Here is a 23168-nt window from a genome sequence, read left to right as displayed (position 1 = left end):
TCAGGCTTATGCTAGCTCTTGGCTATTAAGTCGAAAAGTTCAATATGGTCAGACTATTAAGCCAAGTCTGCGAAGCGGTTTCTTAACCGGCGCGCCGGGCGTATAAATTGGCGCATTCGGAACCCTTGAAAACCAGTGATGCAGGGTAGAGTATTCCCTGGCGTTCTGAAATGTTTTTCCAGGGGAAAGCAGGAACTCCTGGTCCCTGAGACTGTCCATAAAAAGATTTGAGCCGATAAGTAGTCGTCCGGAAAGATGACTGGCGCTTAACGGATGGAAAACAACATAGTGAGAAACACATGACTCTGACTGAATTGCGTTACATTGTCACACTGGCTGAAGAGAAGCATTTCGGCCGCGCCGCTGAGCGCTGTTTCGTCAGTCAGCCCACCTTGAGCGTGGCGGTGAAAAAGCTGGAGGATGAACTGGGGGTCACCCTGTTCGAGCGCAGCAAGAGCCATATCACTGTCACTGACACAGGTAAGCGTGTCGTAGATCAGGCGTTGCGCGTGCTGGATCAGGTCAGTGTTATCAAGGATATCGCCCAGGCGGGTAAAGACCAGCTGTCTCAGCCGCTGCGCGTTGGCGCGATTTATACGATTGGGCCTTACCTGTTTCCCCATCTGATGCCTGAGTTGCACCGGGCGGCGCCGCAAATGCCGCTATATATAGAAGAGAACTACACCGCCGTATTGCGGGAGAAGCTGCGTCACTCCGAGCTGGACGCCATTATCGTGGCGCTGCCGTTCAATGAGCCGGAAGTCGTGACCCTGCCGCTGTATGACGAACCTTTTGTTGTGTTGATGCCGGAGGACCATCCGCTGTCTCAATACGACGAAATCGACAGCGAAATGCTGCCCGCACACGACCTGCTGTTGCTGGGACCGGGACACTGCTTCCGCGATCAGGTGCTGGACGCCTGCCCGGAACTGTTCAACCGTATGGGTAAAGAGCCGCCCCGCAGCGACCGGCCTGCGCATATCATCACGGAAGGCAGTTCGCTGGAAACCATCCGCCACATGGTCGCCTCCGGCCTTGGCATCACCGTTCTGCCTTTGTCCGCCGTGCGGGAAGACCGCTACGCCAGCGGTTTGCTGACGACGCGGCCATTCAAATCTCCAGCGCCCTATCGCACAGTAGGCCTGGCCTGGCGCGTCACCTTCCCGCGCCCGAAAGCGATCGATATGGTGGCGCTGGCGGCGGGACAGTGCAGGGTGGTTGAGAAGCGCGCCAGTTAAAGCAAGACGGAAAAGGATCGCCCTAGCGTGTCTATTGAACAGCCGTTGACCGAACTGAAAGGCGTCGGACCGGCCCTGGCGGAAAAGCTGGCGAAGCTGGGCCTGCACACGGTGCAGGACCTGCTGTTTCACTTACCCCTCCGTTATGAGGATCGCACCCGTGTGACGCCGGTTGCTCAGGTGAGAGTGGGCATGCCTGCACAAGTCGAAGCGACGGTGGTGGACTCTCGGGTCGAGCTGGGACGCAAACGCAGTCTGCTGGTGCGGGTGCGCGATGATAGCGGTGAGATCGGCCTGCGTTTTTACTACTTCACTGCGCAGCAGAAGAATCGCTTCAGCCCCGGTCGCAAGTTTCTGTGTTACGGCGAGGCGCGCCTCGGTCGTAGCGGGCTGGAAATGTATCACCCCGAAACCACGCAGGTGGACGAGTTAAAGCCGGCGGAAATGGAGCAACGTCTCACGCCCATTTACCCGACGACAGAAGGTCTGCTGCAGAAACGTCTGCGCGATTTGTGTCAACAGGCGCTGACGCTGATGCGTCGTTACCCCATCAAAGACTGGCTGCCCCAGGAATTACGCAGTCATTATCAGATGCCGGAGCTGAATACGGCGCTGGATTACCTGCATCATCCGCCAGTGGGCGCCAATGTGACGGCGCTGGCGGAAAGTCGTCATCCCAACCAACAGAGACTGGTGGCGGAAGAGCTGCTGGCGCACCATCTCAGCCTCTTGCAATTGCGGCAGGAAGTACAGTCGCAACCGGCCCCGGCTTTGCAGGCCGGCCCCTTGCAGCAGCGTTTTATCGAACAACTGCCGTTTGCTCTGACTGGCGCGCAGAAACGCGTTATCGGAGAAGTGGAGCAGGATGTGCGCGCCATGGTTCCCATGTTGCGTCTGGTGCAGGGAGACGTCGGCTCTGGCAAGACCGTCGTGGCGGCGGCGTCAGCGTTGTTCGCCATTGAAGCTGGTCATCAGGCGGCGTTGATGGCGCCGACGGAAATATTGTCAGAACAGCATTTCAAGACACTGAGTCAGTGGCTGGAGCCTCTGGGCGTCAGCGTGGTGTGGCTTAACGGCAAGCTTAAGGCCAGTGAGCGGCAAAAGGTGCTGGATGCGATTTCATCCGGCGCAGCGCAACTGGCTATCGGCACCCATGCGTTGTTTCAGGACCAAGTTGAGTTCGCCCGACTTGGCCTCGCTATTATCGACGAACAACACCGCTTTGGCGTGCATCAGCGGCTATCGCTGCGGGAGAAAGGCGCCCGTTCCGGGCAGGCTCCTCATCAGCTGATCATGACGGCGACGCCGATTCCCCGCACTTTGGCGATGAGCGCCTACGCGGATCTGGACACCTCGGTGATCGACGAATTACCGCCTGGACGCACGCCCGTGGTGACGGCGGTCATACCCGACGTCAAGCGGGATGATGTGGTGGAGCGAGTGCGCAAAGTGTGCCTGGAAGGGCGTCAGGCTTATTGGGTATGCACCCTAATTGAAGAGTCCGAAGTGCTGCAGTGTCAGGCTGCGGAAGCGACGGCGGCGAACTTGGCGGAAGCCCTGCCGGATTTGCGCGTAGGCCTGGTGCATGGGCGGATGAAAGCGGCGGAGAAAACCGCCGTCATGGAAGACTTCAAAAACAATCGTCTGCACTTGTTGGTGGCTACTACTGTTATCGAAGTCGGCGTGGACGTGCCCAACGCGAGCCTGATGATTATCGAAAACCCTGAGCGCCTGGGGCTGGCGCAACTGCATCAGCTACGCGGCCGGGTCGGGCGCGGCAGTCACGAAAGTTATTGCGTGCTGATGTATCACCCGCCGTTGTCTCTGGCCGGCAAGGCGCGCATGCAGGTCATGCGGGACAGCAACGACGGCTTTGTCATCGCAGAGAAGGATCTGGAGATCCGTGGGCCGGGAGAAGTGCTCGGCACCCGTCAAACCGGTTTGATTCAATTCCGCATCGCCGATCTGCAGCGGGACCGACAGTGGTTGCCGGTAGTGAAAGAAATGGCCCTGAGCGTCATCGATCAGGCGGACGTGACGGAAGCCCTCATCCGCCGCTGGATCGGCCACCGCGCGTTATACGGCAAGGTCTGAGCGGGCGCGCTTAGCAATCCCTTACCAATCATTACAAAAGATACCCTAAGCCAGCAGAACCCCCGAAACCTGCTAAGCTACAATTAAAGTAATGATGAAAAATCCCCCTGATATTAGAAGCCGGTTTATTTTATTTCTCCCATACGAGGCGATAAGAGATATGGCCGTTCCAGCAGCCGTTGCGCGTTTATTAGAGGACTACAGCACTCAAAGGAGCGACTTGGCGGAAGACGCCGCCAAGGTGCGGGAGGTAACGGGCAAAGACGCGCCGACGGAAGCGAGAGTGCGGGCGATTATGCTGCACGACGAGGCCGGCGTTCTGCAGGCGGTGATACCTGAAAGCACTATCCTTGATCTGGACCGGCTTAATGAGGGCGTTGGCCGCAACTTGCGGGCTTTGCCTCTGGCGGAACTGGATGAACTGCGCAAGCGCCTGCAATGGTATGAAGTGCCGGCGTTGCCGGATCTGACCGGCTGCGAAGCGGTGATTGACGCCCGCTTGAGCGCACTGGATGAGATTTTCCTGCCCTCCTCGGAAGAAGACAAATATCTGTGCATGAGCCGACGCCTGTTTGAGGCCGCCATGGGGACGGTCAAGAGCATGCAGATCAGCGTGCGCCTGCCTGAAATCGCCGTTAACCACAATCAGCCGGCGAAAGACATGGATCAGATCAACAAGGCGATTTCCAGCTTCACCAGTCTGCGTATTCAGCGCCGCCTGGAAGATACGCTGGAAATGCCGCCGTTGCCGGAAACCGCCCAACGCATCATCAAACTGCGCGTCGATCCGGAAGCGGGCATTTCCGAACTGGCCGATATTGTGGAAACCGACCCCAGCCTGTCGGCTCAGGTGGTCAGTTGGGCCAGCTCTTCGTTTTACGCCGCTCCAGGCAAGATCCGCTCCGTGCATGACGCCATCGTGCGGGTGCTGGGGTTTGATCTGGTTATGAACCTGTCTATGGGGCTGGCGCTGGGAAGGACGTTGGAAGTGCCTGAGGAACGCGGCGACGGTTTTACTCCCTACTGGGAGCAGGCGGTATGGACCGCTACGCTGTGCGGCGCGCTCACCACGGCGATACCGAAAGAGCGTCGTCCCGAATTTGGACTGGCGTATCTGGTTGGACTGTTGCACAACTTCGGCTATCTGGTGTTGGCCCATGTGTTTCCGCCGCACTTCTCGCTGATTGGCCGTTACAACGAAGCCAATCGACACGTCGACTCCGAGAACTGCGAACAGTTTCTGTTAGGCATCACCCGGGAGCAGATGGGCGGCAAGTTGATGGAAATGTGGAACATGCCGGAAGAAGTCTGCGTGGCGCTGCGTTATCAGAAAAACCCCTACTTCAACGGCGATTATGCGGTTTACAGCGCCTTGCTGTTCGTCGCCACCCAGCTGTTGCGTAAACACGGCATCGGCGAAGGTCCGGCGCAACCTGCGCCTCAGTCCATATGGGACGATCTCGGCCTGACCCGCGAGCGCGCCGAGGAAGTGCTGCAGGAATTGCTCAGTATGTCCGAAGATATGAAGAGTCTGGCGGACAATCTGGCGGACGCCACACGCAGCTGATCGGTGCCAAGGATTAAGCTCCTCTTCGTGGTTACTTTATGTAAGCGGGAATTAAAAAATAATGTGACAGGTTTCACATTATTTCAAAACTGTGTCTATAGTTAAGTTGTAAGCTCTTTAAGAACCATCAACCAACCGATCCACTCGCAACGCCTGCCATATAAGGCCTGCAGACGGACATAATCATCACCGAAGGCGCTTAACAAACTTTACCGACAGGAGGGCTGTCATGGGCGCGCTTATTTTCAATCAAGCCAGCATTTATCACTTGCAGCAGTTGGAGTATCAGTTCCGCCGTCGATTCGGCGAACGTTACCGGCTTTCCGAAGAAAGTTCGCGCATGGAGCTTATAACCAAGTCATCGCAATCGTCTGACATCATCATCCAGAAATATTTCCGGAAGTTCGCACATGAACTGGAGCCGGAACTGATCAAAGAACTTGTGTCCCGAGGAGTGGTTCCTCCGAAGCTCTGGAATTGATTTTTTGTGTAAACCCCAGAGACTTTAGTCCTTTTGCCCCGTTCTGCGGGGCCTTTATTGACGGACGCCAGTCCTTAGAATGAATGCTCCAGAATCGCCTTGGAAGCATCAATAATCTGCTCCCGATATTTTTCCTCCAGGTCCCAGCGTTGCTTGTCCAGCTTGAATAGAAAGCGCTTGTCCACTTCCTTGCGGGCGCCATGTGTAGGCATGTGCTCAGTTTCTTTGTAGATCTTACTGAAGATGGCGTAGGGCTCCCGCTCATGCAGGCTGGGGTCGACGGCGTCGAGCAACACTTTGATGCGAATGCTGCCCTCGGACAATTCTACCTGGTCAGACAGGATACAGCGGGCAAGCACCGTGATGCTTTCAATGGCGTGGGCGCGATTCGCTTCTGTGCGGCTTTGCTGCTCCGCCTCCAGTCGGCGGTGTTCTTGCAAAGTGCGGAGTTGGCGACGGATAAAAAATCCCAGAAACAGACAGACGGCCAAACCGACCAAAATAAGAATCCATTGTAAGTAAGCAGGCATTGGGGCATTTCCGGTAGGTATTCAATTCGCGCGGACGCCGGCCTCGCGCCGACATGATCATGGTGCAGATTATTGGCGATCCGGCGGCAAAATGATACCCGCGCCGCAATGCCCGGGCCGGGGACATGATTCTGTCACACTGGCGCGGCAGGATTGAGGGGAAAGTCGCCCGGAAGCTGGCTCAGGCGTTGGAGAACTGGTCTGCCTGAATCGTCATGCGGATATACATGGCCAGTTCGTTTTCAGCTTCGGTGATGGATTGGTATGGGCCTTCCTGGGTGTTTTCCCGGGTCATGAAATACCACCCGTCGGAAGTATGGATGAATCGCTCACTACGGAACCAGGAGCGATCAGATTCGCCTGCGCGTACTTTCATAGCCTGCTACCTCTTACTGCTTGGACTACGAGGGGATGGCCATAAGAACCTATTTTAAGCTTAGGTTGTTTTTTGATCTATTATTAGACTGATTGGCTATAAAAAAGCCTGTCAGTCAGATTTCGCGAGTATAAACGCGTGATCAGGGTCAGTAGAGGGAACGCTTTGCTTCCTTCTGGACGCATTGAAATTTAAAGGCGTCAGAGTCTGTAAGCCCGGCCCCATGGGCTTTGGCGGGTCATTCAGCCGCCGTACGGGAGAGCATTAATTGATCAGGCATTTGTGAAATTTGTCTGCTATGGTGATGTGAGAGCTCGCAGTACCCGAACTTCCGCTGTGAACCGGGCGGCGCCAGCCGTCTTCTGATCCGCCGTTCGGGCAGCCTACGTCAAACCCCATCAAGAACAAGGAATAGAACCTATGGCGGTGACGAAGGAGACTCTGGCCGAATTTTTTTCGGCCGTCAGAGGCGCCTCCCATGAGCTGATCCAGGGATTAAGCGTTGAGGACATGCTGCTGCAGTCCATGAACGACGCCAGCCCTATCAAGTGGCATCTCGCCCACACAAGCTGGTTTTTCGAAGAACTGATTCTCGCCCCGTTCATGAGCGGTTATGAGCGCATGAACGATGGCTTTCGCTATTACTTCAATTCCTATTATGAAGCATTGGGGGAGAGGCATCCCCGGGCGCGACGAGGCATGCTGAGCCGGCCTTCTTTGGAAGAGGCGCTGGCGTACCGCGAGCATGTCGATCGCCATATCCTCGCTCTGTTGAGTAAGCCTGACCCGGACCCGCAATTACTGCAGCGAGTGGAACTGGGGTTGCATCACGAAATGCAGCATCAGGAACTCATGATCACCGATATGCTGCATGCTCTCAGCTTCAACCCCGCCTATCCCGCCTGGAAGCCGCCGCTTCCTCCTTATACAGAATCCAAGTCCGCCGCCCCTCTGGAATGGTTCGACAGCGACGGCGGTTTATTTGAAATCGGCGCGCTCAGCAAAGGCTTCAGCTACGACTGCGAAGGTCCCCGTCACAAGGTGTTTCAGGAGCCCTTTCGTCTCGCTTCCCGGCCTGTGACCAATGGCGAATGGCTGGCGTTTATGGACGCCGGCGGCTATGAAGACCCACAACTTTGGCTTTCCGACGGTTGGGCGGCGCGGTTGCAGGAAGACTGGCGTGCTCCCTTGTACTGGATCAAACGTGACGGCGGCTGGCTGCGATTCACTCCTCACGGTCTGACGCCTCTCAATCCTGACGAGCCCGTGTGCCATGTGAACTATTTCGAGGCGGACGCCTACGCCCGCTGGGCTCAGGCGCGTTTACCCAGTGAAGCCGAATGGGAAATCGCCGCTCGCAGCTACCTGGCGGGCATAGCCAAAGACGGGGACTCAGGCGGCGTGGCGCCTGGTCGCTTTATGGAACAGGGGCGCTGGACCCCCTCTGTCAGCCGGCCTCAGCAGGGGCAGGCGCTGGCGGATATGTTCGGCAACGTATGGGAATGGACACAGAGCGCCTATTCCTCTTACCCAGGCTTCAAGCCGTTGGAGGGAGCCCTGGGAGAATATAACGGCAAGTTCATGTGTGGTCAGTTTGTGTTGCGCGGGGGCGCTTTTACCTCTCCGCGGCGGTTGTTGCGGGCCAGCTATCGCAATTTCTTTTATCCCCATCAACGTTGGCAGGCGACAGGAGTGAGGTTGGCGCGAGATGATTGAACCAGTCATTAAGGATCTATGTGAACACGAAGTTATTGATGAGGCGTTTTTAGCGGACGTGGTGCAGGGCCTGTCCGGCTGGCCGAAAACGCTGCCGTGTAAATACTTTTATGACCAGCGCGGTTCGGAGCTGTTCGAGCAGATATGTGACGTGGACGAGTATTATCTGACTCGTACGGAAATGGGCATGATCGATTACGTGGCCCGGGAAATGGCGCAGAGACTCCCGCATATCGGACAGATCGTGGAGTTTGGTTGTGGAAACTGCGAAAAGGTGCAGCGACTACTGGATGCGCATCCCCAGGTCGATGGATTCGTCGCCATTGATGTTTCAGAAACCTTTCTGTTGGATAGCGTTAAAAACCTGAGCCAGCGTTATCCTGCTTTAACGGTGACGCCGGTCGTGGGCGACTTCATGGAAGCGCAACCGCTGCCGGACACTACTGGGCCTCGCATGGGCTTCTTCCCCGGCTCCACGATCGGCAATCTGGAGGCGAAGGACGCAAGACGTTTTCTCTACCGGGTCGGGCGTACGCTGGGGGAAGGCGGGTATCTGCTGGTTGGCGTGGACACCCTGAAAGACCGCCGCATTCTGCTGCGCGCCTACGATGACGCCAGTGGCGTGACGCGAGAGTTTAATCTCAATCTGTTGCGCCGCATGCAGCAGGAGCTGGGAGCTGAGCTGACGCTGGAGCAGTTCGCCCATGAAGCCCGCTTCAATGAAACGAAGAGTCGCATAGAGATGCATTTACGCAGCCTGTGCGACCAATTCATCGCGGTGGGCGGCAAGTACTTCCATCTGTCGAAAGACGAAACCATCCATACGGAAAACTCTCACAAGTACACGGTGGAGCGGTTCCAGGATCTGGCGGCGTCGGCGGGTTGGCAGTCGCGCCGGGTATGGCTGGCGGAGGATGACATGTACAGCATGCATCTGCTGCAGTATGAAGGCGGCGTCAGAATGACGGATTGAAAAACGGGGCCAAAAGAGGCCCCGCGTTCGATTGAATCAGTGAGTGAAGAACAGCTCGTAGAGCGTCAGCAGTATCTCAAACACGATCAGAATGACGATATACCACTCCACCCGCAGACTGCGTTTGGCGGTAATGATGTCGAGTACGGTTTGCGAGGTGCGGGAAATGATTTCCATCTTGCGCTCAAGCGCCTTGTCCCGCTCCCGTATTTCAAACTCATCGGACAGACGCAGGTAGAAGCGCTCCAGCTCTGGAAAATCCCACAGCAGGTCCGGCTTCTCGCCCACTTCGACGCGGCCCACCATGATCTGCTGATTCAGCAGCACCTTACCGATTTGCTTAAGTAGTTCCTGCGTCTTGGCGCCGGTGCGGCCCTGAGAGTGCAGGAATTCCGCAAGGGGACTGATGCGCTCCAGGTTGCGGCTCTCCTCCAGCTCATAGAATTCCAGGATTACGGATTTCGCCATCGCGTCGGCGATGATCTGTAGCTTCTCCACGGTGGGCGCGAACACGCTGATGATATTGTCGGCTACGGTGTCGGACGGCGTGGTGGTGATGGAGAGTTCTGATTCTTCCACCACGGGTTTGTCCAGCGGGCGTTTGGTGTGCAGCATGATTTCCCGCATCAGCGCCGCCTCGTCCTGGGGTTTGACGTTGAACATCACCACTACGCCGTAGCGGAAGATAGTCACGTAGGCGGCTTCCTGCTCCACCATCAGTGTAAGTGGATTACGGGCGCAGGCTTTTACTTTTTCCAACTGTCGAACATCTATCTGGTCGCCAATATAAAGCGCCCGGATAAGCAATGAACTGATATCCTGAAACATCGAAGGTCCTGATTTAACAAAAAATGACGGTTCCCGAACTCCCGCTGAATAACGGGCGCAAAGCGGCGCCGTCTTCAATGAGCTTAGCACGAAAGTGAACAAGGTAGAGGACGGAAAAGCCCAGGATTGGTATATTTCCTAAGGATGTTCAGCTCAAGCTGTCATGCGTTCAGAAGCAGTTATCTACCCGGAGTCCCGCGCCTTTGAAATTCCTTCGTTACTTTTCCCTGGCGGCAGCCTGTCTGTGCGCTTTTTCCAGTGCGGCGCAGACCGTCTATAAGTATCAGGACGCCAGCGGTCGCTGGCATTTCACCGATAAGGCGCCGCAACAAGGTAAGCATGAACAGGTGAAACTGACCTCTTCCCGCGACTCCCAGGACAAGCCCGCCATCACTTCCAAAGTAGAGGATAACGTCACGATTCTGACGGCTACGAATCCGTGGCGAGGTCCTGTGCAGTTTTTGTTGCAGGTGCGGGACAAGGGGGAATATAAGCGGGACAGTATCCTAGTGGAGGCTGAGGCCACCCGCTATTTCAAGATTCAGGGCCAGGTGGACTACCAGTATTACTACATCCCTGGCGATCCTGAGGCCAAACCTGATTACAACGCGGTATACTCGCCGCCGTTCGCAGGGGGGGAGTCCTACGTCATTTCCCAGGGCTTTAACGGTCAGTTTTCGCATACTGAAGAACCCAACACCTATGCCGTGGATATCGCCATGCCGGTCGGCAGCTATATTCACGCCGCCCGGGGCGGTGTGGTGATGGCGGTGGAGGAGAATTACAGCATTGGCAGCGCGGCATTCGCCTATTTCCTGGATAAAGCCAACTTCGTCATGATTCTGCATGACGACGGCACTACAGGCATGTATGCGCATATTTTACAGGGGAGTTTACAGGTGCGTCCCGGTGACCGGGTGGAGCGCGGTCAGGCGCTGGCGCGTTCCGGCAGCACTGGCTTTTCCACTGGGCCGCATTTGCATTTTGTCGTGCGCAGAAATGTCGGACTGGATCTGCAGTCGCTACGCTTTCACATGCAGGACTCTGCGGGAAATGACTATCCCATTAGGGAGAGGACTCGCATGGTTGGCTGGTAGAGGCCTAAGCCCTGTCGAGATAAATGACGTCCCGACATAGATACAACCTGAGAGTGGACGCCAAGCGTCCATTTTTTTTACGCGTATTTCGGGCATAGGACAAAAGGCTGTCAACAAGCTGGCTTTGTCTATGGGGCTAGGCCGATAGGCTTACGCTGTTGTCTGGCGCAGAGGAGGGGGAGAAGACAAATTCAAGTGGAAAAGTGATTTAAAGCTGACCAATCGGCTATCTCTAGTCAGCAATTTTTACAGTTAATGGCTCATCCGCGACTTTTTTTCTCGAAATTCTCATGTGACGTAGTTCACCTTTCTTTTTTGTCTAAATAAGTTTTTGATATTTAATGTATTTTTATTTTATGGCCTCGGGTGTGCAGTATAAGGGGCAATAGTGTTATACGACAGTTGGGAGAATGAAGTATGCCTCCGATAGTAACTGTTCCCGAGCCTGCGACGTTGGCTCTCTATGGTATAGCGCTCTTGGCGATCATCCTCTACCGGGGCATGAAATCCAAGAAACACGGTTAAATTCATTGGCGGTGAATACCCCTCTTAGCGTTATGTTAAGAGGGTTTTTTTTTGCCCTGAAGAAAGTACGCCATAAACCTTCCCTGGTTTATGCATTCAATTCAAGATAGATCGGACTAGCGGCGCAGACGAGAAGAAAGTTCTGACGCGCGATCGGCGAGATGGCTCAGGCGACCGATTTTATCTTTGGCGGACGTCGCATTACGTGCGGATTCGTCAGTCAACTCTGACACTTCCTCCAGATTCTTGGCGATATCCTCAGATACCGACAATTGCTCGTCGGACGCGGTAGCCACTTCTGTATTCAAGGCGTTCACTTTGGCGATGGCTTCGCTGATGGAAGAGAGCTTTTCTGACGCGCTGGCGAAATAGCCGCTGCATTCGTCAGTGATGCGATTACTGGCCTCCATCACAGACACTGTGTTTTTGGCGCCGTTTTGCACGCTGTCGATGATGGACTCGATTTCCGCGGTGGAGTTCTGGGTTTTCTGCGCCAGGGAGCGTACTTCATCCGCCACTACCGCGAAGCCGCGCCCCTGTTCGCCCGCCCGGGCCGCTTCAATGGCGGCGTTCAATGCGAGCAGGTTGGTTTGTTCGGCGATGCCGCGAATCACATTTAACACGGTGCCCACATTTTTGGTGTCCTCCGCCAGCTTCTTCACGGTATCCGAGCTGCTCGACACCTGCTGTGACAGGCGCTTGATGGCGTCGTTGGCGCGCTTCATCGCCTCCATGCCGTCTTTGGCTGCGATATCGGTCTCATGGGCCACTTCCGCTGCGTTGCTGGCGTTCTGGGCGACCTGCTGAGAGGCGGCGGTCATCTCCTGCATGGCGGTGGCGACATGAATAGTGCGGCCATTGGAGTCCTGCGAACAGTTAACGATGTCGTCAGCGGCGCGGGTAATGATCGTGATGTTTTCGCCAAGGTCTACCGCTGTTTTGTCCATGGCGGTAGCGAAATCGTCAAGAAACTTCTGCAGTTCGGCGGCGGAGTTCGACAGGCGCCCCAGCTCGTCCTGGCGGTCAGAGGAGAAGTCATGCCCCATCTCGCCGTGGCTGAGCTTGCTGATCTTATCAATGATGTTGCGGGTAGGACGCACGATACGCACATTGATCAGCGATAGCACAATGATGGCCGACGCCAGGGTGACGGCGGCGAGAACGATGCTCCAGAAAGTGAAGCTGTTGCTGAATTCGTGGTGGGCGCGGGTGTAAGACTCGGTGACGTGCGCCTTGAGACTGTCCGCCAGATCCTGCAATAGTTTGGTGGGCTCTCTGTCGATGCCGGAGACCGCATTGTCGCCAGCCTGCGGATCGAAGTTCGCCTGTTTGAACTCCGCCAAACCCTCGCGATAGGCCTGTCCCATAATCTTATGGCGATTGATAAATTGGTCCAGCGTCGACTTCATGGACTCTTCCGGCAGCAGCGGGCGGATGGCGGTGACCTTTTCCTGCACCTTGGCTTCCATCTCTACGAAGCGATCCCAGTATTTTTTCAGGTTGTCCGGTTTTCCTCCGCGCAGCAGTACGTTCTTCCATTCCTGCACTTGAATTTTAAACAACGCGACGGACTCATTCGCTTCCTGCAGAAGATCTCCATTTCTGGCCAGGGACATTTCCAGCTCACTGATGCGGCGCTCGTTGGAGACGGCGCTGAAAATGCCTGCGGCCAGCGTCAGCAGTCCACTTAACACGACGACAGCTAACAGTTGATTAAACAAACTTCTGGATAACCATTGCATGATTGACTCCGGAACGGATCGGAACGAAGATTGGTATGTATCTATAAAGTAATAGCATATAAGAGGATTTTTGCTATTTATGGCGGGATTTYGCACGTTTGTTGCAGTTATATGACAGAACGCTGAACGTTGGCGGGAGAGCGAGTGTTTTTTGAGCTGGTCTCAGGTTTGGGGAGCGGTGACTGTGCAGTGTCCGAGCAGCTCCTGCAGCAACTGATCGAGTTGATTCCGGTCCAGAGGTTTGCCGAGATAACCTTGCGCGCCGGATTCCATGTAAGTGGCGATATCGGCGGGCTCGGTGTTGCCGGAAATGATGTAAACCGGTTGCGTGTATCCCTGGGCGCGCAAGGCGCGTAACGCCTCCAGACCATCCATGACCGGCATTTGGATGTCCATCAGGATCAGGTCGAAACTTTCCGCCAGCGCCGCCTCCAGCGCTTCCTGACCATTCTCGACGGTCACTACGGTCAGGGCGGGGCCGATGCGCTCAATCTGACGTTTGAACAGTAAGCGGTTGACGTCGTTGTCTTCCGCCACAAGGATGCGTCCGGTGAGATCTTCCGGCACTGTTGGCAGGTAAAGCCGCAGCTTTTGATAGAAATGCAGGCGGTCGACCGGTTTGGCGATGAAGTCGATAAAGCCCAACTGCCGGTATTCATCTAACTGATGGCGCATCACATTCGCGGTCAGCGCAATCACTGGCGGCGTCTGGCTTAATTCCCGTAAATGCTGGATGGCTTCATCCCCGCCCATTTCTGGCATCTGGATATCCAAAAGAATCAGGTCGAAGCGAGACGCGGACGCCGCTTCCACTGCTTGTTTGCCGTTGCTCGCCAAAGTCACGCTGAGGCCGGCTTCCACCAGGAAGCGATGAAACAGCGTCTGGTTGTCGAGGTTGTCTTCCGCCAGCAGCACTTTGCCGCGCAGACGGGGAGCGCTCCAGGCGGCGCCGTTCAGTTCCAGCCGCTGACGTGCTTTCTCGAACTCTTCCAGGCTGTTTATCCATGGCGTCTGGCTCAGGTCGCCGGCGTTGATGGTGACGCTGAAGCGACTGCCTTCGCCTTGGGAGCTATCCACTGTCAGTTCGCCGCCGAGCATGTGGGCTAATTGCCGGGAAATATAGAGTCCCAGTCCGGTGCCGCCGTATTGGCGAGTGGTGGAACTGTCCGCCTGCACGAAGGGTTCGAAGATCTTCTTCAGCTCGCCTGGTCCCAGGCCGATGCCCGTGTCAGTGACAGTGAAGCGCAGCAGGTTGGCGTCTTTCTCATAACTGACGCCGAAGTGAATGCTCCCCTTGTGAGTGAACTTGGTGGCGTTGGCGCCCAGATTGAACAGGATCTGTTTGAGACGTGTGGGGTCCGACTCGAAATGCGCGGGCAGCGGCAATTTCGGCGTGATGTCCAGGGTCAGGCCTTTTTCGTGCGCGCGCATGCCGATGTGGGAGCGCAGATCTTCAATCAGGTTAGGCAACGAGATCTGCATATGCTCGATTTCGATCTTTTCCGCCTCGATTTTCGACAAGTCGAGAATGTCGTTGATGATGGTGAGCAAATGACGACCGCTGCGCACGATAATGTCGATAAACTGGTTGCGCTCCTCGTGACTCAGATTGCTTTCCCGCAGCGATTCCGAGTAGCCGAGAATCGCCGTCATGGGTGTGCGTATTTCATGACTCATATTGGCGAGAAAGCGACTTTTGGCGGCTTCCGACACCTCCGCCGCGCGTTGGGCGTTAAGCGCCTGTTCTTTGGCTTGCCGGGCCTGTTCGAAAAGCTGGGCGTTGCGTACTGCAGTGCCGACCTGCACCAGATACTCGGCGATGGATTCAACGGCGGCGGCGTCCAGATCCAGGGGTTGGACGTAATTGACGAAGCCGAAGCCGCCAATGACTTTGTTATCTACATGCAGGGGAAAATAGGCGATGGAAATAGGCGCGCGAAAGTCGTAGAGACGTTTGTCCACTTTTGAGGTTGTGGCGTCAGGGGGAGGCACCCGGGGAATGAACAGCGGCTCGTCTTTCACCAAGGGGCGGACAAAGATGCTGTTCTCATCTTCGGGGAGGAAAAACGTGAACCCCTCCGACTGCTTGACCTCTTGCGCCGTCAGCGCGTCGCCATAGCTTTTCACCAGCACCAGACGCTCCATATTGTCTTCGAACAGCGTGATGTAAACCTGCTCGAACGGCTGGATACGGCGTAGAGCCTGCATGACCCGGCCCATGATCAGGTCCAGTTCGAGGTGGGTGTTGACCGCGTGAGCCAGTGAGCTGATGTCGATCAGCGACTCTTTCTGCTCCAGCAGGCGCAGCTTGGTTTGATTCAGCTTGAGGTTAATGCGATGCAGCAGCATGCCCAGGCTCATGGTGTAGCCGAACAGGCCGCCGGAGGCGATAAGGGTCGGCGTCAGCTCCAGGCTGGGACGGAAATAAAAATCAGTGATCAAGCCTGTCAGCAGGGCGCCGGTGATATTGGCGACAATGCCTTTAAAGAAGAATATAGCGCCGTCGGCGGCCAGATTGGTCATCCAGGCGCCGCAGATAAAAGCCAGCGTGATCAGGGGATTGAATCCCCACAGCGCAACACAGGCGCCATAGGCGAAGGAGTCGACGAGTATGTTATCCAGCTCATGCTGCTTGGATTCAGAGAAGAAATACGCCAGGTGAGGGTAAATCAGCGTGTGCAGGACGATCAGCCCCCACATCAGTGGATGGCCGGAAAATTTGAATATGGCGATGTGCAGGCACAAAACGATCATGCAGGCGATAACGCGCAACACATAACCATTGCGCACCTGGGTCGATTTCTGTGCGGACGGTAACTCGGCTTTCCTTTTCACTACTCACACGCGCGGTTGTTGTTTTTCGCCACGCCGGTTCAGGCGCAGCAGTGGCGACGCCGAAATGCTGACAGCCCTAAGTATAGCAAAGGCTGTCCTGCGCTCGGCCCCCATCGGCGCTGGCGATCAGCAGCAAACCTCTAACGCCCCAACGGGCGGATAAGCCTGACGCTTTATTCGCTACAGCATTTCCATACACGACTGTGCTGGTTAGTCTAGTCGACCGGAGGGCCTATGGATATTGTCCATCTGGCACTGCGGAAAGTACGGACTCTCCGCGGCGCCTTCGTTGCTAATCGTGGCAGCGGTTACGCAGCGGCGATGCGCCTACTTCATGGAGAGGCGCGAAGCCAGGCTGTTGTGAGTAACTTGGGCGGCGGTCAACAGCAGAATGACTGCGATTGCGCCAGTAAGGGCTTGTTGCCACAGGTCCGGCGTTTGCAGGATTTCCGGTAACAACAGGGCGGGAGTGACGATCACCGCCAGCAGGATGCCCACCAGCTTGAGCAGGGTGCGACTGACGCAGATGGTGCTCAGGCGCAACAATGAAGCCGCGGCGTTACGCTCACACTCTTGCGGGCTGAGTTCGTCGTCTAGTGCGCGCAATGATTCAAACACCCACTCGCGTCCCAGACGATGGCCCAGGAACATCAGCAGCAGGGGGCAGATGGCGATCATCAGTCCGCCTTTCACCAAGTCGCTGTGCACGACGCGGCTGCCTTCGATCATGATCGAAGCGGATAGAAAAACGGTTGAGCACTGAATGATGAGCAACAGCTTGGCGGGGGAAAGACGCATTGTGTACCGACCCTCTGCAGTGTTGTAGTGATAACCCGTGATGCTAATTAATGCTTCCGTCAATTTCAGTTGTTCTTTCTTAGCGGTCGGTAACTGTTTGCAACTTGCGTGGGGGGCTGTCAGCCGGCGAATCCGCCGGCGTCCAGAAAATATTGCTCAGTTTGGGTGGTGATGCGTCCCAGCATGGCGTTGCGATGAGGGAAGCGGCCGAAGCGCTGGATGATGCTGCGGTGACCGCGGGCGTGCGCGCTATAGTCAGCCCCCAATCGCGCATTCAGACGCACTGACAGATGCTGATCTTCCTCTTGTTCGGAGTGCGCGAAAGGAAGATAGAGGAACAATCGCAACGCTGGATCGACCCGTTTATCGAAGCCCTGCGCCAGCGCCGCCTTCGCGAACGCCAGCGCCAGTGCATCGGTGGCATACATGTGCGCGCTGCCGCGAAAGGCGTTACGTGGGAACTGGTCCAACAGGATCAACAACGCCAGCGCGCCATCCGGCGATTGCGCCCAATGGTCCAGTTCTCTTTTGGCGGCGCGCATATGCAACGCAAGAAATCGGTCGCGAAAGACGTCGTCAAAAGCGGGGTCTTTCGCGAACCAGCGTTGCGGACCGGCGTTTGACCAAAACGCGATAACGTCGGCGATTGCCTGCGCGGAATGTGTTGGCGGCGCATTAAGACTAGTCACGGGAAAGTCTCCACCAACAAAACAGGGCGACAGCAGAGGGGATGGCGAAGATGAGCAGGAATATAGGGGCTTCTTCCATAACCGAATAGCCGGCGCGAGAAACGCCAATCCACATATTGACGCCGGCCGCGACTGCCCAGACAGGAATGAAGATCAACGCCGCCAACGCCAGCGCGCTGAAATAGCGCCCAAGCATCAGACAGATCGCTAGCAGGACGAATCCCCCGAAGATCACAAGGAGTGTGTGCATGGTTATGGCTCCGCTATTTGTTGATTAAAAACGTAATCAGGACGGCTTCAGTCCCGGTTGCGAAATCGCGCCGCCGCCGGGATCTGCAAAAAGCTGGGCTACTTAGTGGTGTAGCCGCCATTAGCCAGAATGGTTTGTCCGGTAATCCACCAGCCTTCCGTCACCAGATAGCGCACCAGAGTGACGATATCCTGAGGATCGGTCAGTCCGGTGCGGGTGAAGGGGCTCAAGGCGGCCGCCGTCTGGTTGTAGTGAGCGGACTCTTGCGTTTCCTGGCCATAGAAGAACGGTGTTTCCATGGGACCCGGCGCTACGGCTGTGACGGAAATGCCGCGTTCGCCCAGCTCTTTGGCCGCTGCCCGGGTGAAGTGTTCTACGGGCGCCTTACTGCCGGCGTAAATAGAGTAGTAGCCTGTGAATGCTCCCAGCAGAGACGTGATGATCGTGCATAACTTGCCGCCGTCACTGAGCTTTTTGCCTGCTTCCTGCATGAAGAAAAATGCAGCTTTGGAGTTGATGGCTAAGATTTTGTCATAGTCAGACTCGCTGATTTCCGGTAACGGCTTTTTGATGACCATGCCAGTGGTGTTCACCGCTACGTCGATGCGGCCAAAGGCATCGACGGCGGCGTCGAACAGGCGGGCGACTTCAGATACCTGTGTCAGATCTCCCTGAATCATCAGCGCCTGAGCGCCGGCGGCTTTAACCGCCGCAAGCGTTTCTTCAGCCGCCTGGAGGGTGGCGTCGCTGTTGTAATGAATAACGACAGCGCTGGCGCCAGCTTCGGCAAAGTGGCGAGACAACAGGCCGCCCAGGTTTTTGGCGCCGCCGCCGATGAGGACGACTTTATCTTTGAGAGTGTGCGAGGTAAGGGATTGCGTACTCATGTCATGCTCCTCTGTTGATGAATGGATCAGACGAACGCCTGACCTGATTGCATTCTATCTGTGCGGATGTTTCGCATAATGGCCGCGCCGTTGCATAATCTATCCATGAATTGCGAATAATGGCGGGGTGGATATGGATAGGATCGACGCATTGCAGGTGTTCGCCCGGGTGGCGGAAACCGGCAGCTTTACCCGGGCGGCGGACTTGTGCGAGTTGCCTCGCTCCACCGTTTCTTCCGTAGTGCAGAAGCTGGAGGCCAGCTTGGGCGCGCGTCTGCTGCATCGCACCACTCGTCGCGTCAGCCTGACGCATGATGGGGCCGCTCTGTTGGAGCGCTGCCGTCATTTACTGACGGAGATCGAAGAGATTGAAAGCATGTTCCGCGAGCCCGGGGCGAAGGTGAGCGGGAAACTGAAAGTGGATGTTCCCAGTCGTTTTGGTTCCCGGGTGATTGCGCCGGCGTTGCCGGACTTCTTTGAGCGCTATCCGGATATTGAGCTGGAGCTGGGAGCGACGGATCGCACTATCGACCTGATTCAGGAAGGCGTCGACTGCGTGGTGCGAGTGGGCGATCCCGGCTCCGCCAGTCTGGTGGCCAAACCGTTTGGAAAAATGGAATTCGTAAACTGCGCCAGCCCTGCCTATATAGCGCGTTACGGCGCGCCGCAGACCCCGGACGATTTGAGGGCGCATCGGGCGGTCAGATTCGCGTCACCTAATACAGGGCGTGCTGAGCCCTGGGAATATGTGCAGGATGGGGAGCTGCATTATGTGGAGATGCGCAGCTGGGTGACGGTGAACAACGCGGAGACCTACGTGGCCTGCGCCCTGGCGGGAATGGGGCTGTTACAGGCGCCGGCGTATGACGTGAGGCATCTGCTGAAGTCCGGGGAACTGGTGGAAGTGCTGCCGGACGCCAAAGCGGAAGCCATGCAGATTTATGCGATGTATCCCCATCGGCGACAACTGTCTCGCCGGGTGCGCGTTTTCATCGAATGGGTGGGCGAACTGGTCAAGGTGGTCTGCGTCTGAGCATCGGCGCGCCCGATGAGGTATACTAGGCAGGCTAAAGCGCCTGTTTAGGCACGCGTAATTGGTTGTTGATCAACCTGTCTACATGATCGCGGGAGTCGTTGGGAATACTCTGACGCACTGCGATTGCTAGGTAACTCTAAGGCACGCCGGATGCGCATCCTGCGACCTTATCGAATCAAATGCACGACGACTTAAGGACACATTATGAATGGGAGCCCGAAAGCGCGTTTAAATCCCCCTGTCTTTTTTACCTCCTCTGGACTGATTGTATTGTTGGTGGCCTTTGCGGCGCTCTTTCCCAAGAAAGCCAGCGAGTTGTTCACTGAGCTGCAGGCGGCCATTGTCGCCAACGCCAGTTGGTTTTACGTGCTGACAGTGGCGATCATTTTGATCACTGTCTGCTTTCTTGGGTTGTCTCGTTATGGCGAGATCAAACTGGGCCCGGATCATTCCACGCCGGATTATTCCTACATCACCTGGTTCGCCATGTTGTTCTCCGCCGGTATGGGCATCGGCCTGATGTTCTTTGGCGTGGCGGAGCCGGTGATGCACTTTCTGTCGCCGCCGGTTGGCGATGGCGGTACCGTACAGGCGGCCCGCGAGGCCATGAAAATCACATTTTTCCACTGGGGCCTGCACGCCTGGGCGATCTACGCCATCGTGGCGCTGATCCTGGCGTTTTTCAGTTATCGACACGGTTTGCCGCTGACGCTGCGTTCCGCGCTGTATCCGTTGATAGGCGAGAAGATATACGGCCCTATCGGTCATGCGGTGGATATTTTCGCCGTCATCGGCACCCTGTTCGGCGTCGCCACCTCTTTAGGCTATGGCGTATTGCAGGTGAACTCCGGCTTGAATCACCTCTTTGATATTCCTGTGGGACTGACGACCCAGGTTATCTTGATCGTCTTTGTGACGTTTTTGGCGATACTTTCCGTCACCACTGGACTTGATAAAGGTATCCGCCGCCTGTCCGAATTGAACATGGCGCTGGCGGTGCTTCTGCTGGTCTTTGTGTTACTGGCGGGTCCGACGGTGTTCCTGTTGCAGGCGTTCGTACAGAACCTGGGCTCATATGCATCGGATATCGTGCGCAACACCTTTAATTTGTTCGCCTATGAGAAAACGGATTGGATAGGCGGTTGGACCATTCTGTACTGGGGCTGGTGGATGTCCTGGGCGCCTTTCGTGGGGCTGTTCATTGCGCGGGTGTCGCGAGGGCGGACGATTCGCGAATTCGCCATGGGCGTGTTGTTCGTGCCTACTGGCTTTACCCTGATGTGGATGACCTTTTTCGGCAACACCGCTATTAACATGATTCTGAATGATGGCCTGACTTCGTTGGGAGACACAGTCTCCAGCGACGTCACCATTGCCTTGTTCGCCTTCCTCGAGCAATTCCCGTTCTCCGGCGTGCTGTCGCTGCTGGCGACGGTGATGGTGATCGTGTTTTTCGTGACCTCTTCTGACTCCGGCTCCATGGTGGTGGACATGCTCTGTTCCAACGGCCGTGACGACACCCCCATGTGGCAGCGGGTTTACTGGGCTGGCGGCGAAGGCATTGTCGCCGCCGTATTGCTGGCCGCAGGCGGTCTTGGGGCGCTACAGACCATGACTATCGCCAGTGCGCTGCCATTCGCCGTCGTTTTGCTGATCGCCACCTATGGCTTGATTAAAGCCCTGCGCATCGATGCATTTAAACGGGACAGTCTACAGCTCAATGTGCAGCCGGCTGCGCCTATGGTGCATGACGAAAACTGGCGCGATCGCTTATCCAACATTGTCGACTATCCGGACAAAGATAACGTCAGCCGTTTTCTGGGAACTATCGCCAAGCCCGCCTGTGAGTCGGTTTGCAAAGAGTTGCGGGAACATGAGCTGGATGCGCATGTGGAAGAGGACCGAGAACGTCATCGGGTGCGACTGACGGTGATGTTGGGCAATGAGGTGGACTTCGTTTACGAGGTGCGTAGTCGTTCTCATGTGAAGCCGAACTTCATCCACCCGGAGGAATCCATCGAGGACGCCCCGGAAGAGGAGCGCTACTACCGCGCCGAAGTGCATTTGCGCGAAGGCGGGCAGGACTATGATGTGATGGGCTGGAGCAAAGTCGCGGTGATTAACGACATCATCGACCAGTACCACAAGCACATGCACTTCCTGCATCTGCTGCGCTAATCGCCGCCTCTGCGTCGACGGCGAGGTTACTTCACTTCGCCGTCGGCCACCATGCGATAGAACATCTCCACGCCCCAGGGCAATAAGCGTTCGTCAAAATCGAAAGCGCAGCTGTGGTGGCCGTCTCCGACTGGACATCCCAATATCAGGTGGGTGGCCAGTCCCCCCTGATCCCGCACTTGCCGCACCATATAGCCTGCGTCTTCGCTGGCCGGAACCAGATAAGGCCGCTGCAGCAATTCCTCCGGCAGTCCCAAATCGCGGGCGATTGTCTCCGCTTTCGCCGCCAGTTCAGGACTGTTAGGCCAGCCCGAGAATTCGGCGAAGATGGTTTTCTCATACTCCACGCCATTCATCATCGCAGCGCCAGCTAGGACTTGCTCCGCCTGCTGCGCCATATAATCGGCAACATCGTTGTTGGCGCCGCGCACTTCATATCGAAAACACACATCGTCAGCGATGACATTGTGGGCGTTGGCGGAATGGAAGCGACCGACGTTGATGCGTGATAAACCTCCGCTATGCCGGGGCAGGGCGTACAACCCCTGCACCGCCTGACAGGCGGCCAGCAAGGCGTTGCGTCCATCCTGCGGCGCGTTGCCGGCGTGGCTGGCGCGTCCCCGAAACCGGACGTCATAGATTTTGGCGCAAATCCAGGTGGCGTCGCAGATGATCTGGTAGGCGTCGACGATGCCCAGGTGCAGGGTCATGAAGCGTTCGACTTCATGCAACTGCGGCAGGTCTGCAAAGACGACTCCGCCTCCGCCGACTTCCTCCGCGGGCTGGAAAAACAGATGCACGCGTCCGCACCATTGTTCTCGCGTGGCGGCAAGGCGCTGTGCGAGTCCCAGTCCGATGGTGAGGTGTCCGTCGTGGCCACAGGCGTGCATGACGCCGGGGTTGTCCGAGGCGAACCCCTTCGCGGCGGGAGGATGCGAGGGTTCGCGGCTTTCCTGAATGGGCAGGGCGTCGATATCAAAACGGAATCCCCACACCGGACCAGGGCGTCCACTGTCCAGTGTCGCGCAAAGCCCGGTAAGATTGCCCGCCATGGCGGCGAGGTGCGGATCGTTCCTGCCCAGAGCGGCCTCCGCACGGGCGTAAGCCTGCCGAGTGACCTCCGCTTCGGGTGGGTTGGGTGGCTTGCGTTCGCCATAGAGCGCTTTGCCGTAAAGCACGTCGAAGCCAAGTTCAGACAGTTCTGCGCACAGCCGGGCGCTGGTGCGAAACTCGGTCCAGGACAGCTCGGGTTCGCGATGAAAACTTTGTCGTATTGCGCTTAACGTTGACTGCTGCGCCGCATCGGGAAAATCGGGAAAGCCGCTCAT

At 56.5% G+C, this 23168-nt stretch carries 20 protein-coding genes; 10 read left to right on the top strand and 10 right to left on the bottom strand.

The features are described 5' to 3' along the window. The first annotated feature begins 299 nt into the window (after window positions 1-299). The 4 genes from KP814_RS14875 (at window position 300) to KP814_RS14860 (ending at window position 5380) form a co-directional block, all read left to right on the top strand. Window positions 300-1238: a hydrogen peroxide-inducible genes activator gene (locus KP814_RS14875; RefSeq protein WP_216737506.1), complete on the top strand. Its 939-nt coding sequence runs from the start codon at window positions 300-302 to the stop codon at window positions 1236-1238. Window positions 1239-1265: 27 nt separating this feature from the next. Then, complete coding sequence (gene recG, locus KP814_RS14870; protein ID WP_216737505.1) at window positions 1266-3332, top strand: ATP-dependent DNA helicase RecG; 2067 nt, start codon at window positions 1266-1268, stop codon at window positions 3330-3332. A gap of 160 nt (window positions 3333-3492) precedes the next feature. Then, the gene (locus KP814_RS14865) at window positions 3493-4899 is read left to right on the top strand and encodes an HDOD domain-containing protein (RefSeq protein ID WP_216737504.1); all 1407 of its coding nucleotides are present in this window, start codon (window positions 3493-3495) and stop codon (window positions 4897-4899) included. 229 nt (window positions 4900-5128) lie between these two features. Beyond that, entirely contained in the window at window positions 5129-5380 is a 252-nt protein-coding gene (locus tag KP814_RS14860) for a hypothetical protein (RefSeq protein ID WP_011400010.1), read from the top strand. A 74-nt stretch (window positions 5381-5454) separates the two neighbouring features. Here KP814_RS14860 and KP814_RS14855 read toward each other — a convergent pair whose 3' ends face one another. Then, window positions 5455-5910, bottom strand: a complete 456-nt coding sequence (locus KP814_RS14855; protein WP_216737503.1) for a DUF2489 domain-containing protein — start codon at window positions 5908-5910, stop codon at window positions 5455-5457. A gap of 181 nt (window positions 5911-6091) precedes the next feature. Further along, window positions 6092-6286 (bottom strand): DUF6316 family protein, encoded by a 195-nt coding sequence (locus KP814_RS14850; RefSeq protein ID WP_216737502.1) that lies wholly within the window; start codon window positions 6284-6286, stop codon window positions 6092-6094. Window positions 6287-6706: 420 nt separating this feature from the next. Between KP814_RS14850 and egtB the strand changes: the two genes are divergently transcribed. Next, complete coding sequence (gene egtB, locus KP814_RS14845; RefSeq protein ID WP_216737501.1) at window positions 6707-8002, top strand: ergothioneine biosynthesis protein EgtB; 1296 nt, start codon at window positions 6707-6709, stop codon at window positions 8000-8002. After that, complete coding sequence (gene egtD / locus KP814_RS14840) at window positions 7995-8975, top strand: L-histidine N(alpha)-methyltransferase (protein WP_216737500.1); 981 nt, start codon at window positions 7995-7997, stop codon at window positions 8973-8975. Before egtB ends, egtD begins: the two co-directional genes overlap by 8 nt. A 36-nt stretch (window positions 8976-9011) precedes the next feature. On the opposite strand, the gene KP814_RS14835 is transcribed toward egtD, so the two are convergent. Then, entirely contained in the window at window positions 9012-9803 is a 792-nt protein-coding gene (locus tag KP814_RS14835) for an RMD1 family protein (protein WP_164887397.1), read from the bottom strand. Between the two features lie 203 nt (window positions 9804-10006). Here KP814_RS14835 and KP814_RS14830 point away from each other — a divergent pair, with 203 nt between their 5' ends. Together KP814_RS14830 and KP814_RS33415 are read left to right on the top strand one after the other, a co-directional pair. After that, window positions 10007-10900 (top strand): M23 family metallopeptidase, encoded by an 894-nt coding sequence (locus tag KP814_RS14830; RefSeq protein ID WP_216737499.1) that lies wholly within the window; start codon window positions 10007-10009, stop codon window positions 10898-10900. A 417-nt stretch (window positions 10901-11317) separates the two neighbouring features. Next, window positions 11318-11425, top strand: coding sequence for a PEP-CTERM sorting domain-containing protein (locus tag KP814_RS33415; RefSeq protein ID WP_127973780.1), 108 nt, complete (start codon window positions 11318-11320; stop codon window positions 11423-11425). A gap of 116 nt (window positions 11426-11541) precedes the next feature. Here the strand turns inward: KP814_RS33415 and KP814_RS14820 are convergent, their stop codons facing one another. The 6 genes from KP814_RS14820 to KP814_RS14795 all read right to left on the bottom strand — a co-directional run bounded on the left by KP814_RS14820 (window position 11542) and on the right by KP814_RS14795 (window position 18626). Continuing rightward, the gene (locus tag KP814_RS14820; RefSeq protein WP_216737498.1) at window positions 11542-13167 is read right to left on the bottom strand and encodes a methyl-accepting chemotaxis protein; all 1626 of its coding nucleotides are present in this window, start codon (window positions 13165-13167) and stop codon (window positions 11542-11544) included. A 162-nt stretch (window positions 13168-13329) separates the two neighbouring features. Next, window positions 13330-16002 carry a response regulator gene (locus tag KP814_RS14815; protein ID WP_216737497.1) on the bottom strand — a complete coding sequence of 891 codons (2673 nt, stop codon included), beginning with the start codon at window positions 16000-16002 and terminating at the stop codon, window positions 13330-13332. A 327-nt stretch (window positions 16003-16329) separates the two neighbouring features. Beyond that, entirely contained in the window at window positions 16330-16800 is a 471-nt protein-coding gene (locus KP814_RS14810) for a hypothetical protein (protein WP_216737496.1), read from the bottom strand. 119 nt (window positions 16801-16919) lie between these two features. Further along, the gene (locus KP814_RS14805; RefSeq protein WP_216737495.1) at window positions 16920-17489 is read right to left on the bottom strand and encodes a DUF924 family protein; all 570 of its coding nucleotides are present in this window, start codon (window positions 17487-17489) and stop codon (window positions 16920-16922) included. Then, complete coding sequence (locus KP814_RS14800; RefSeq protein ID WP_216737494.1) at window positions 17482-17739, bottom strand: hypothetical protein; 258 nt, start codon at window positions 17737-17739, stop codon at window positions 17482-17484. Before KP814_RS14800 ends, KP814_RS14805 begins: the two co-directional genes overlap by 8 nt. A gap of 98 nt (window positions 17740-17837) precedes the next feature. Continuing rightward, a complete protein-coding gene (locus KP814_RS14795) occupies window positions 17838-18626 on the bottom strand; it encodes an SDR family oxidoreductase (RefSeq protein WP_216737493.1) in 789 nt (262 codons plus the stop codon). A 133-nt stretch (window positions 18627-18759) separates the two neighbouring features. On the opposite strand from KP814_RS14795, the gene KP814_RS14790 reads away from it, so the two are divergent. Together KP814_RS14790 and KP814_RS14785 are read left to right on the top strand one after the other, a co-directional pair. Then, the gene (locus KP814_RS14790; protein WP_216737492.1) at window positions 18760-19659 is read left to right on the top strand and encodes a LysR family transcriptional regulator; all 900 of its coding nucleotides are present in this window, start codon (window positions 18760-18762) and stop codon (window positions 19657-19659) included. Window positions 19660-19866: 207 nt separating this feature from the next. Beyond that, entirely contained in the window at window positions 19867-21840 is a 1974-nt protein-coding gene (locus KP814_RS14785; RefSeq protein WP_216737491.1) for a choline BCCT transporter BetT, read from the top strand. Between the two features lie 26 nt (window positions 21841-21866). Here KP814_RS14785 and KP814_RS14780 read toward each other — a convergent pair whose 3' ends face one another. Further along, entirely contained in the window at window positions 21867-23168 is a 1302-nt protein-coding gene (locus KP814_RS14780; RefSeq protein ID WP_216737490.1) for an amidohydrolase, read from the bottom strand.

It is taken from the genome of Hahella sp. HN01, assembly GCF_018986435.1.
Lineage (GTDB): Bacteria > Pseudomonadota > Gammaproteobacteria > Pseudomonadales > Oleiphilaceae > Hahella.
Note: the sequence above shows the minus strand (reverse complement) of the source record. Positions and strands in the feature narration are given on the sequence as shown.

Coding starts and splice junctions, on each gene's coding strand:
- KP814_RS14875 (WP_216737506.1), top strand. CDS start 300: ATGACTCTGACTGAATTGCGTTACATTGTCACACTGGCTGAAGAGAAG.
- KP814_RS14865 (WP_216737504.1), top strand. CDS start 3,493: ATGGCCGTTCCAGCAGCCGTTGCGCGTTTATTAGAGGACTACAGCACT.
- KP814_RS14860 (WP_011400010.1), top strand. CDS start 5,129: ATGGGCGCGCTTATTTTCAATCAAGCCAGCATTTATCACTTGCAGCAG.
- KP814_RS14855 (WP_216737503.1), bottom strand. CDS start 5,910: ATGCCTGCTTACTTACAATGGATTCTTATTTTGGTCGGTTTGGCCGTC.
- KP814_RS14850 (WP_216737502.1), bottom strand. CDS start 6,286: ATGAAAGTACGCGCAGGCGAATCTGATCGCTCCTGGTTCCGTAGTGAG.
- egtB (WP_216737501.1), top strand. CDS start 6,707: ATGGCGGTGACGAAGGAGACTCTGGCCGAATTTTTTTCGGCCGTCAGA.
- egtD (WP_216737500.1), top strand. CDS start 7,995: ATGATTGAACCAGTCATTAAGGATCTATGTGAACACGAAGTTATTGAT.
- KP814_RS14835 (WP_164887397.1), bottom strand. CDS start 9,803: ATGTTTCAGGATATCAGTTCATTGCTTATCCGGGCGCTTTATATTGGC.
- KP814_RS33415 (WP_127973780.1), top strand. CDS start 11,318: ATGCCTCCGATAGTAACTGTTCCCGAGCCTGCGACGTTGGCTCTCTAT.
- KP814_RS14820 (WP_216737498.1), bottom strand. CDS start 13,167: ATGCAATGGTTATCCAGAAGTTTGTTTAATCAACTGTTAGCTGTCGTC.
- KP814_RS14810 (WP_216737496.1), bottom strand. CDS start 16,800: ATGCGTCTTTCCCCCGCCAAGCTGTTGCTCATCATTCAGTGCTCAACC.
- KP814_RS14800 (WP_216737494.1), bottom strand. CDS start 17,739: ATGCACACACTCCTTGTGATCTTCGGGGGATTCGTCCTGCTAGCGATC.
- KP814_RS14795 (WP_216737493.1), bottom strand. CDS start 18,626: ATGAGTACGCAATCCCTTACCTCGCACACTCTCAAAGATAAAGTCGTC.
- KP814_RS14790 (WP_216737492.1), top strand. CDS start 18,760: ATGGATAGGATCGACGCATTGCAGGTGTTCGCCCGGGTGGCGGAAACC.
- KP814_RS14785 (WP_216737491.1), top strand. CDS start 19,867: ATGAATGGGAGCCCGAAAGCGCGTTTAAATCCCCCTGTCTTTTTTACC.
- KP814_RS14780 (WP_216737490.1), bottom strand. CDS start 23,168: ATGAGCGGCTTTCCCGATTTTCCCGATGCGGCGCAGCAGTCAACGTTA.